Annotated in this window: 10 protein-coding genes and 1 pseudogene; 4 read left to right on the top strand and 7 right to left on the bottom strand. The window is 69.0% G+C overall.

What is annotated here, in order from left to right:
* Positions 1-171 (bottom strand): annotated as a pseudogene (locus tag ASJ79_RS33840) (hypothetical protein); the annotation flags it as partial.
* A gap of 89 nt (positions 172-260) precedes the next feature.
* On the opposite strand from ASJ79_RS33840, the gene ASJ79_RS33835 reads away from it, so the two are divergent.
* A complete protein-coding gene (locus tag ASJ79_RS33835) occupies positions 261-575 on the top strand; it encodes a hypothetical protein (protein WP_156448370.1) in 315 nt (104 codons plus the stop codon).
* Here the strand turns inward: ASJ79_RS33835 and ASJ79_RS10540 are convergent.
* Positions 524-2,164 carry a hypothetical protein gene (locus ASJ79_RS10540; protein WP_156448369.1) on the bottom strand — a complete coding sequence of 547 codons (1,641 nt, stop codon included), beginning with the start codon at positions 2,162-2,164 and terminating at the stop codon, positions 524-526. The genes ASJ79_RS33835 and ASJ79_RS10540 overlap by 52 nt on opposite strands.
* Before the next feature lie 63 nt (positions 2,165-2,227).
* Entirely contained in the window at positions 2,228-2,734 is a 507-nt protein-coding gene (locus tag ASJ79_RS10535) for a lipoprotein LpqH (RefSeq protein WP_067954866.1), read from the bottom strand.
* Positions 2,735-2,877: 143 nt separating this feature from the next.
* Between ASJ79_RS10535 and ASJ79_RS10530 the strand changes: the two genes are divergently transcribed.
* Positions 2,878-4,062, top strand: a complete 1,185-nt coding sequence (locus ASJ79_RS10530; protein ID WP_067954864.1) for a winged helix DNA-binding domain-containing protein — start codon at positions 2,878-2,880, stop codon at positions 4,060-4,062.
* Here the strand turns inward: ASJ79_RS10530 and ASJ79_RS10525 are convergent.
* Entirely contained in the window at positions 4,050-4,565 is a 516-nt protein-coding gene (locus tag ASJ79_RS10525; RefSeq protein ID WP_156448368.1) for a GNAT family N-acetyltransferase, read from the bottom strand. The two genes, ASJ79_RS10530 and ASJ79_RS10525, sit on opposite strands and share 13 nt — an antisense overlap.
* 2 nt (positions 4,566-4,567) lie before the next feature.
* The gene (gene uvrA / locus ASJ79_RS10520; RefSeq protein ID WP_067954862.1) at positions 4,568-7,471 is read right to left on the bottom strand and encodes an excinuclease ABC subunit UvrA; all 2,904 of its coding nucleotides are present in this window, start codon (positions 7,469-7,471) and stop codon (positions 4,568-4,570) included.
* A gap of 140 nt (positions 7,472-7,611) precedes the next feature.
* Here uvrA and ASJ79_RS10515 point away from each other — a divergent pair, with 140 nt between their 5' ends.
* Positions 7,612-8,289, top strand: coding sequence for an MBL fold metallo-hydrolase (locus tag ASJ79_RS10515; RefSeq protein WP_067954860.1), 678 nt, complete (start codon positions 7,612-7,614; stop codon positions 8,287-8,289).
* 34 nt (positions 8,290-8,323) lie between these two features.
* Positions 8,324-9,208 (top strand): fructose bisphosphate aldolase, encoded by an 885-nt coding sequence (locus ASJ79_RS10510; protein ID WP_067954858.1) that lies wholly within the window; start codon positions 8,324-8,326, stop codon positions 9,206-9,208.
* A 66-nt stretch (positions 9,209-9,274) separates the two neighbouring features.
* On the opposite strand, the gene ASJ79_RS10505 is transcribed toward ASJ79_RS10510, so the two are convergent.
* Positions 9,275-9,718: a universal stress protein gene (locus ASJ79_RS10505; RefSeq protein WP_067954856.1), complete on the bottom strand. Its 444-nt coding sequence runs from the start codon at positions 9,716-9,718 to the stop codon at positions 9,275-9,277.
* Positions 9,719-9,921: 203 nt separating this feature from the next.
* A complete protein-coding gene (locus ASJ79_RS10500; RefSeq protein WP_231750811.1) occupies positions 9,922-10,170 on the bottom strand; it encodes a hypothetical protein in 249 nt (82 codons plus the stop codon).
* Between the last annotated feature and the right edge of the window lie 115 nt (positions 10,171-10,285).

Here is a 10,285-nt window from a genome sequence, read left to right as displayed (position 1 = left end):
GCGCAGCGCGGCCTCGGTGACACCGGTGTCCGGGGTGGCGGAGACGAAGTTGCCGCCCATGGCCATGAACACCGTGGCCTTGCCGTCCCGCATCGCGCGGATCGCGTCGACGGTGTCGTAGCCGTGGCCGCGCGGAGCGTGGATGCCGAACCGGGCGTCGAGCGCGGCCAGGGCACCTGCGCGAGCCGGCCGGTCGGCGCGACGAACAGCGCGGCACCGGGATGGTCGGCGATGAGGCCCCAGCCCGCAGGTGGGATCAGGTGCTCGCCGAGTACCTCGGCCAGATGCTGCTCAGTGACCGGGGCGGCGAAAGAGCCTGCGGTCAGGGCACGTTCGAGGGCCTGCGGGACAGTCTCGGACGGGCGCGGGTCGGGCAGCGCATCGGCGAGCAGGTCGCCGACCTCGGCGAGCGCAGGTTGCTCGACGACCCAGGTGACGGTGCGGTCGGGCTGGCCGACGACCCGCAGCGCGGCGTAGGTCGCGACGCCGACGTCGGCGTAGCGCAGCACGAGGGTCGGGGCCGTCACGGCCAGGTGCTCCACTCCGGTTCGGACGTCGTCACCAGCCGGCCGTAGCGGCGGTGGGCGAGCTCCCGGTAGTGGCCCAGGATCGGTTCGGCGCGCGGATCCATCCGCAGCGGCGGCAGAGCGCCGAGGCGGGTCAGGGTCGCCGCGCCGGCCGCGACGGGCCCGGATGCCACCAGCGCGTACTCGTCGGTGTCGTCGGCCGGCACGGCCGCTGTGGCGGTGGCGGCCCAGTCCGCGGTGTGCGGCGAGAGCGGGACACTGAACGCCCCTCGGGCGCAGTGGTATTCGATCAGCTCGCTGACCAGTGAGGTGTTGCCCCACTCCCAGGCCACCGCGAACGCCCCGGCGAGCAGGCGGGCCGACACGTGCGTCGCCCAGCGCATCCGGGCATCGGCGTCGCCGAGCGCGTAGCGCACGGAGTCGACGGCCAGTGCGGCGGGCACCTTCAGCTCGGCGGCCCGCGCGAATTTCTCCTCGGCGCCGCCGGGATCTGCCAGCGCCTCGGCCCGCAGCAGGGAGCCGAGATGGTCGTCGAGCCGGGCGTACTGCAGCCAGCTGTGCCGCGGCCAGCTGTCGAGGAGTTCACGGGCATCGGTGACACGGACGGTGGCGGCCGCGAAATCGCCGCGCAGGATGTCGACCCAGCTGCGCTGCAACAGGATCCGATGGATGTGCAGCGGCTTGCCGAGTTCCCGCCAGTGCCGCTCGGCGTGACTGAGCCGTTCGTCGGCGTCGTCGAGCGCACCGACGGAGATGCTGATCAGGCCGAAGTACAGCCAGCTGCGGGAGACGTCGTGGGCGCGGGCGTGTTCGGCGATCGCCGGGTAGGCCTCGTGGACCAGGGTCTGGGCGGTGGCCCGGTCGCCGCCGGCCCATGCCGCGGTGGCGCGCTCCAGTTGTGTTCTGGCGGCGGCCAATCGCCATTCACGCGACTGTGCGCGGGCCCCGGCGCGACGCAGCCAGGGCTCGGCCTCGGTGAGCCGGCCGGTCTCGACGCAGAAGCGGCCGTATCCGATTCCGGCGAGTACCCGCAGGTTGTCGTCGAACTCGCTGCCGTCCCCCGGCCCCTCGATGTCGTCCAAGATTCTCTGCCACAACGGCAGTGACTGCACATGCAGGTCGTCGTCGCACAGCGCGACCGCGCAGAGGATCCGTGCGTGGGTCACCAGATAGGCGTGTTCCGGTGTGAGGTCGGCGAATCCGGAGCAGTCCTCGGCCAGGGTCTGCAACGTCGCCGCCGCGGTTTCGTGATCGCCGTGCGCGGCCGCCATCCCGACGCGCAGGAACTGAGCGCGCCCCGTGTAGCGGCGCATCATGTGGTCGATCTCGCGGCGCGACAGGACAACCTTCTCCGCGTCCTGCGGACGCTTCCCGGCGAGGATGTCGCGATAGATCCGCAGGCAGTCGTCGATGCGTCTCAGGCATTCGGTCACCCCGTCGTAGGCGGTTCGGACCAGGTAGAGCTCGCCGAGCTGCGCGTAGACCTCCAGCATCAGATCGTCGCGGTCGAGCCGCTCGATGCGCGGCATCAGGGACAGCAACAGTTCTTTCGCGGCGCCTTCGTCGCCCGCGAACGCCAGGTGACGCGCCTCCGCGAGATCGCGCTCGATCTCGGGACGACCGGGATGGGTGGTCACGGCGCAATCATAGGAAGCGGCGGGCGCGTCGGGGCGCCCGCCGCTTCCGCACCCCGGCACCGGTCAGCTGCAGCTCACGGTGACGCTGAACGGCTTGGTGATGGTGCCGGCCATCGGGTTGCTGATGTCGGCGCCGGTCGCTTCCCCGGTGATCGTGTAGGTGTCGCCGTCGACCTTGACCTCGGCCTGGCCGACGGACGCGCCGGCCATGTTCGTCACCGCCAGCGCATTGCCGTCGACCACCATGCCGAGTGACTCGACGACCGGTGTCGCCTCGTCGGTCATCACGACGCCCAGGCCCTGCTGTCCGCCGACGGCGCCGCTGGCGACGTTGATCTTGCCCCCCTGCTTGACGCAGGTGACCGAGTTCAGGTCGAGGCCGGCGAGGTCGGCGCCGTCGACCTTCACCTCGGTCTTTCCGCCGGTGCCGGCCTGCGGGTCGGCGGCCACCGAGGTCTGCGGGTTCTGCACCGCGGTGTCCTCGGCGGTGGAGCTCTTGTCCCCCGAGCACCCCACCAGCATCGCGGTGCCCGCAGCCAGGCCGATGACACTCGCGACAACCCGCTTCATCGCCGTAGTTCCCTCCACGAGAGTTTCCCTTCGTTCGTGCTCCGCCCCGATGGCGTCGTCGGGGTGAAGTCAATCCGCGGCCCCCCGCTACCGATCCCAACTTTCGGCGGGGGTGTCGGGGCGGGCCGGTACGTTGTGCGTCCATGGCATCCCCAAGGCCCTTCTCCCTCGACGAGCGGCGCGCCCGGCTGGCCATGCGCCACCACCTGGTCCCCGGTGACGACCCGGCGGAGTCGGTCGAGTCGGTGACCGCCCGGATGGTCGGACTGCACGCGACCGATCCGGCCACCCCGCACCTGTCGCTGTGGGCGAGGTTGCCCGGCTACGCCGTCGCCGATCTGAACACCGCGTTCTACGAGCGACATTCGCTGGTCAAACACCTCGCGATGCGGCGCACACTGTGGGTGATCCGCCCGCAGGATCTGCCTGCGGTGCAGTCGGCGGCCAGCGACCGGGTGGCAGCCAACGAGACGCGCCGACTGGCCGCCGATGTCGAGAAGGCGGGCGTGGCGCGCGACGGACACGAGTGGTTGCAGACCGCGTGCGCGGCGGTGATCGACCATCTGCGCGCCGCCGGGCCGTGCACGGCGCGGCAGTTACGTGAAGCACTTCCGGAGCTGACCGGGACGCATGATCCCGCCCCGGGTAAGCCGTACGGCGGGGAAGCGCATCTCGCGCCGCGGGTGCTGACCGTGCTGTCGGCCCGCGGTGACATCGTCCGTGGACCCAACGACGGCGGCTGGACCACGTCGCGGCCCCGCTGGGTCGCGGCCCGGCAGTGGCTGGCCCGCGCCGATCCGGTGGAACCGGAGCAGGCCAGGGCCGAATTGGTGCGGCGGTGGCTGTACGCATTCGGGCCCGCCACCGTCACCGACCTCAAGTGGTGGTTCGGTTCCACGCTCGGCTGGGCGCGGCAGGCGCTGGCCGACATCGGCGCCGTCGAGGTCGACCTGGAGGGGGCACCCGGGTATGTGCTGCCCGGCGACGAGGAGCCCGTGCCCGACCCCGGGCCGTGGTGCGCGCTGCTGCCCGCGTTGGACGTCACGACGATGGGCTGGGCGGAGCGGGCCTGGTATCTCGGCTCGCACCGCGACAGCGTGTTCGACCGCAACGGCAATGGCGGCCCGACGGTGTGGGTGGACGGGCGCATCGTCGGCGCGTGGAGTCAGGACACCGACGGACGGGTGCGGTTGGTGATGCTCGAAGACGTGGGACGCCAAGCGCGCAAGTCACTTTCGGCACGCGCCGACGCGTTGACGGACTGGCTGGGCGGGGTGCGGGTGAGTCCGCGATTCCCGTCCCCCGCGAGCCGGTCTCAGCCAGGGTGAGGCAGGGTCTTCTGGAGAAGCACCGTGTCCAGCCACCGGTCGTGTTTGAATCCGACCGCCGTCAGCCGGCCGGCCTCGGTGAAGCCGCGGCGCCGGTGCAGCGTCAGCGACGCGGCCGCGTCGGCGTCCACGATGACGGCGATCACCTGCCGGATCCCCACCCGTGCGCATTCGTCGAGCAGCGCGTCCAGCAGACGACCGCCGACCCCGCGCCCGGCCGCGTGCGGCGCGACATAGACGGAGTCCTCGACGGTGAACCGGTAGGCGCGCCGGGCTTTCCACGGCGCACAGTAGGCGTATCCGGCCACCTGCCCGTCGGCGACGGCGACCAGGTACGGCAGACCGGCGTCGGTGACCGCGGCCATGCGGCGCAGCAACTCCTCGGCTCCGGGCGGGTCCAGTTCGAACGTCGCCACGCCCGTGCGCACGTAGTGGCCGTAGATCGCGCCGATGGCTTCCACATCGCCCGGGACGGCGGGCCGGACGGTCACCCCGGCGGACACCGTCAGGCGCTGACCTTGCTCCGGCTGCGCGACTTCGGTTTGGGCCGCGCGACCCCGAGCGTCTCGGCCAGGAAATGCCCGGTGTAGCTGTCGGGATTGGCCGCGACATCCTCGGGTGTGCCCGTCGCGACCACGGTGCCGCCGCCCGACCCGCCCTCGGGGCCCATGTCCACGATCCAGTCGGAGGTCTTGATCACATCGAGGTTGTGCTCGATGACGATCACCGTGTTGCCCTTGTCCACCAAGCCGTTGATCACCGTCAGCAGCTTGCGGATGTCCTCGAAATGCAGGCCGGTGGTCGGCTCGTCGAGGATGTAGATGGTGCGCCCGGTGGAGCGTTTCTGCAACTCCGAGGCCAGCTTCACGCGCTGGGCCTCGCCGCCCGAGAGCGTCGGCGCGGGCTGCCCCAACCGCACATACCCCAGACCGACGTCGACCAGCGTCTTCAGATACCGGTGGATCGAACTGATCGGCGCGAAGAACTCCGCGGCCTCCTCGATCGACATGTCCAGCACCTCGGCGATGGTCTTGCCCTTGTAGTGCACCTCGAGGGTCTCGCGGTTGTAACGGGCGCCCTGGCACACCTCGCACGGCACGTACACGTCGGGCAGGAAGTTCATCTCGATCTTGATGGTGCCGTCGCCCGAGCAGGCCTCGCAGCGGCCGCCCTTGACGTTGAACGAGAACCGCCCGGGCTGGTATCCACGCACCTTGGCCTCGGTGGTCGCGGCGAACAGGGTGCGGATCTTGTCGAACACCCCGGTGTAGGTGGCCGGGTTGGAGCGCGGTGTCCGCCCGATCGGTGACTGGTCGACGCGGACGAGCTTGTCGAGGTGGTCCAGCCCGTTGATCCTGGTGTGCCGGCCCGGCACCAGCCGCGCGCCGTTGAGCTTGTTGGCCAGGACCGAGGCCAGGATGTCGTTGACGAGGGTGGACTTGCCGGACCCCGACACCCCGGTCACCGACGTCAGCACCCCGAGCGGGAAGGCCACGTCGATGCCGCGCAGGTTGTGCTCCCGTGCGCCGACGACGGTGAGCTGACGTTTCTTGTCGACCACCCGCCGCAGCTGCGGGACCTCGATCTGCTCCTTGCCCGAAAGATAGGCCCCGGTGATCGAATTGCGGTTCTTGAGCAGGTCGTCGTAGGTGCCGCTGTGCACGATCTGGCCACCGTGCTCACCGGCGGCGGGCCCGATGTCGACCACCCAGTCGGCGTGGGCGATGGTGTCGAGGTCGTGTTCCACCACGATCAGCGTGTTGCCGAGGTCGCGCAGCCGCACCAGGGTGTCGATCAGCCTGCGGTTGTCGCGCTGATGCAGACCGATCGACGGCTCGTCGAGCACATAGAGCACCCCGACCAGCCCCGAACCGATCTGGGTGGCCAGCCGGATGCGCTGCGCCTCGCCGCCGGACAGGGTGCCGGCCGCGCGGGACAGCGACAGGTAGTCCAGCCCGACGTCGAGCAGGAAACCGAGCCGGGACTGGATCTCCTTGAGCACCTGCCCGGCGATCGCGGCCTCCCGGCGGCCGAGGGTGAGCGCGTTGAGGAATTCCGCACATTCGGCGATCGAGAGTTCGGCGACCTCGGCGATCGACTTCGCGCCGAACTGCCCGGCCGTCATGGTCACGGCCAGGATCTCGGGCTTGAGGCGGGTGCCGTTGCACTCGGGGCAGGGCACGTCGCGCATGAAGCCCTCGAGGCGTTCCTTCATCTGCTCGGAGTCGGTCTGCTCCATGCGCCGCTGCAGGAACGCCATGACGCCCTCGAAGTCGGCGTAGTACGAGCGGGTGCGCCCGTACCGGTTCTTGTACCGCACGTGCACCTGCTCGTCGCAGCCCTCCAGGATCGCCTTGCGGGCCTTGGCGGGCAGCTTCTTCCACGGCGTGTTCACGTCGAAGCCGAGCTGGTCGCCCAGACCGGACAGCATCCGGGTGAAGTACTCGGCGGTGTGGCCCATCGACCAGGGCGCGATCGCGCCCTCGGCCAGCGTCAGGTCCGGGTCGGGCACCACGAGGTCGGGGTCGACCTCCTTCCTGATGCCCAGGCCGGTGCACTCCGGGCACGCGCCGTACGGCGAGTTGAACGAGAACGAGCGCGGTTCCAGGTCGTCGACGGCCAACGGGTGCCCGTTCGGGCAGGCCAGCTTCTCCGAGAAGCGCTGCTCGCGGTGCGGATGGTCGTCCTCGCGGTCGACGAACTCCAGCACCACGATGCCGTCGGCGAGGTTCAGCGCGGTCTCCACCGAGTCGGTGAGCCGCTGCTTGGCGGTCGCCTTGACCGTCAGGCGGTCCACGACGACCTCGATGTCGTGCTTCTCCTGCTTTTTCAGCTTCGGCGGCTCGGTCAGCGGATACACCACGCCGTCGACCCGGACCCGGCTGTAGCCCTGGGTGTTGAGCTTGTCGAACAGGTCGACGAACTCCCCCTTCCGGGTGCGCACGACCGGTGCGAGCACTTGGAACCGCAGCCCCTCGTCCATCGCGAGCACCTGGTCGACGATCTGCTGCGGGGTCTGCTTGGCGATGCGTTCGCCGCACACCGGGCAGTGCGGCGTGCCGGCGCGGGCGTAGAGCAGACGCAGGTAGTCGTAGACCTCGGTGATGGTGCCGACGGTCGAGCGCGGGTTGCGGTTGGTCGACTTCTGGTCGATCGACACCGCGGGCGAGAGGCCCTCGATGAAGTCGACGTCGGGCTTGTCCATCTGCCCCAGGAACTGGCGGGCATAGGCCGACAGCGACTCGACGTAGCGGCGCTGCCCCTCGGCGAAGATGGTGTCGAAGGCCAGCGACGACTTGCCGGAGCCCGACAGCCCGGTGAACACGATCATCGCGTCGCGCGGAAGATCCAGATCGACCCCGCGCAGATTGTGCTCCCGGGCACCTTTGACAACTAGGCGGTCAGCCACCGATGCCCCTTCTGATACTCAAATCTCTCGGCCTCATCCGTTGGGTGGGCGCAGTACAGACCCATGCTAGGTCTGACCACCGACATGTTTCTCCGACGGTGTCGACGGCGACCGGAGTGCACGAAGTAACGTGAGTGCACATGACAGTCGTCGACGACAACTACACGGGCCACGTCGAGCCCCAACGGGCGGCGCGGCGCACACTTCCCGGCGCGTCGATCATCAAAGTGTCGGTGGGTCCCATGGACAACAACGCCTACCTGGTCACCTGTTCCCAGACCGGCGAGACGTTACTCATCGACGCCGCCAACGACCCGGAGATCCTGCTCGAGCTCATCGACCGGCACGCCCCGACGCTCTCGCTGATCGTCACCAGTCACCAGCATCAGGACCACTGGCTGGCGCTGAAGGACATCGTGGACAGCACGGATGCGCCGACCGCCGCGCACAGCCTGGACGCCGGACCGCTGCCGGTGAAACCGGACCAGATCCTGTCCGGTGGTGAGAGCCTCACGGTCGGACAGCTGCACTTCGACGTCATCCACCTGCGGGGCCACACACCCGGGTCGGTGGCATTGGCGCTGAGCGGGCCGGCCACCGACGACAGAGTGCACCTGTTCACCGGTGACTGCCTGTTCCCCGGCGGCGTCGGCAAGACCTGGAAGGAAGGCGACTTCGAACAGTTGCTCGGTGACGTCACCGACCGGGTGTTCGACGTCTTCGGTGATCAGACCGTCGTGTATCCAGGACACGGCGACGACACGACGCTCGGGACCGAACGCCCCCATCTGGGCGAATGGCGCGAGCGCGGTTGGTGACCGCGGTATCACAGAGAAGGTTCAGGAAGGGATCATGAACACCGATCAGTTCAACAAGGCCCAGCGGGGGGCCGGATTCATCGCCGCGCTCGACCAGAGCGGTGGCAGCACGCCCAAGGCGCTCAAGCTGTACGGCATCGCCGAGGACGCGTACTCCGGTGACGCCGAGATGTTCAACCTGGTGCACGAGATGCGGACCCGCATCATCACCAGCCCGAGCTTCGACGGCGATCGCATCCTCGGCGCGATCCTGTTCGAAGACACCATGGACCGGCAGATCGAGGGCCGCGACACCGCCGACTACCTGTGGAACGTCAAGCAGGTCGTGCCGTTCCTGAAGGTGGACAAAGGCCTCGCCGAGGAGAAGGACGGCGCCCAGGTGATGAAGCCGATCCCCGGCCTCGACGAGCTGCTCGCCCGCGCCCGCGACAAAGGCGTCTTCGGCACCAAGATGCGCTCCGTCATCAAGCTCCCCGGCACCGGTCTCGAAGACGTCGTCGCGCAGCAGTTCGAGATCGGTCGGCAGATCCTGGCCGCCGGCCTGGTGCCGATCATCGAGCCCGAGGTGGACATCCACAGCCCCGAGAAGGGCAAGGCCGAAGAACAGCTCAAGGCCGCGATCCTCAAGGAGCTCGACGGCCTCGGCGACGACCAGGTGGTCATGCTGAAGCTGACGCTTCCCGATGTCGACAACCTCTACCGCGAACTCGTCGAGCATCCGAAGGTGCTGCGGGTGGTCGCCCTGTCGGGCGGCTACAACCGGGATCAGGCCTGCGACAAGCTCGCGGCCAACCAGGGCGTGATCGCCAGCTTCTCCCGCGCGCTCACCGAAGGCCTGACCGCCCAGCAGAGCGACGAGGAGTTCAACGCCGCACTGGACGCAGCCATCACCGCGATCGCCAAGGCATCGAACACCTGACATGACATGAGAACCCTGGGTCGGCGGTGCCGGCCCAGGGTTCTTTCGTGTGCGCGCTGTGTCAGGTCAGGAAGTGTGCACGATCAGCACGTCGCTCTTGGAGCGCCGCGCCACGTTGGCGGGCACGGATCCCAGCAGACGGCCCGCGATCGTGCTCAAACCGACATTGCCGACGACCAGCAAGTCGGCGCCGACCTCCTCGGCGAGTTCGACCAGCGCATCCACCGGCGCCCCGACGACCGCCTTCTCTTCGATGTTCTGTGCCCCGGCAGCCTTCGCGCGGTCCCGCGCCTCACGCAGGATCGCGTAGATCGGCGCGTTGCCGGACATCTTGTAGCCCTCGTCCTTGAGCACGTCCGCGGCGCGCGCGTCCTCGCTCTGAGGGAAGTAGGCGGTCGCGACGATGAGCTTCGCATCGGACGCGGCAGCGATCTGACCGGCGCGGTCCACGGCACGAAGCGACGAATCAGATCCGTCCGTACCAACCACCACCGTCTGATAGGCGCTCATCCATATCCTCCCAGTGTCAGTTGCAATGCCACCCGAGACAGTAGCCTGCCCGCAGGCGAACATGGGTGCGATTCACCACACAACGTTCGCATTTGCCCTGATTTGAGGCCATCGGACACAGGCAACGTCACTGCGCGGGCCTGACGTGATGCGCAGTACACGGTGAGCAATCCCATACTGCGCCAACACGAATCTTGCCGGCGTCACCACTGCCCGCGGTCGCGTTTCGGCGTGACGGCCGCGGGGGTAACGCTTTCCGGCTGCTCGGTGCGTCCGGAGGACCACGCGGTGCCCTCGCACACGAGGTCCCGGGGAACCGGCAGGGTGGCCGGTAGCAGCGGCAGCCCCGGAACCGCGTCACCCAGCGGCACAGCCGGAAGGGTGAGCGGCGGCGCCGCCGGCGCGCCCGCGGGCACCACCGGCACCGGTACCCCCGCCGGTATCGCAGGCACCGGGACGACGGCAAGATTCGTGTTGGCGCAGTATGGGATTGCTCACCGTGTACTGCGCATCACGTCAGGCCCGCGCAGTGACGTTGCCTGTGTCCGATGGCCTCAAATCAGGGCA

The sequence above is a fragment of the Mycobacterium sp. NAZ190054 genome, assembly GCF_001545925.1.
Taxonomy (GTDB): domain Bacteria; phylum Actinomycetota; class Actinomycetes; order Mycobacteriales; family Mycobacteriaceae; genus Mycobacterium.
The sequence above is the reverse complement of the archived record's forward strand: the minus strand, read 5'-3'. Positions and strand labels throughout refer to the sequence as shown.

Bases quoted from the DNA above. Each gene is read 5' to 3' on its own strand.
- ASJ79_RS10515 (WP_067954860.1), top strand. From the start codon at position 7,612: ATGACAGTCGTCGACGACAACTACACGGGCCACGTCGAGCCCCAACGG.
- ASJ79_RS10505 (WP_067954856.1), bottom strand. From the start codon at position 9,718: ATGAGCGCCTATCAGACGGTGGTGGTTGGTACGGACGGATCTGATTCG.
- ASJ79_RS10530 (WP_067954864.1), top strand. From the start codon at position 2,878: ATGGCATCCCCAAGGCCCTTCTCCCTCGACGAGCGGCGCGCCCGGCTG.
- ASJ79_RS10535 (WP_067954866.1), bottom strand. From the start codon at position 2,734: ATGAAGCGGGTTGTCGCGAGTGTCATCGGCCTGGCTGCGGGCACCGCG.
- ASJ79_RS10510 (WP_067954858.1), top strand. From the start codon at position 8,324: ATGAACACCGATCAGTTCAACAAGGCCCAGCGGGGGGCCGGATTCATC.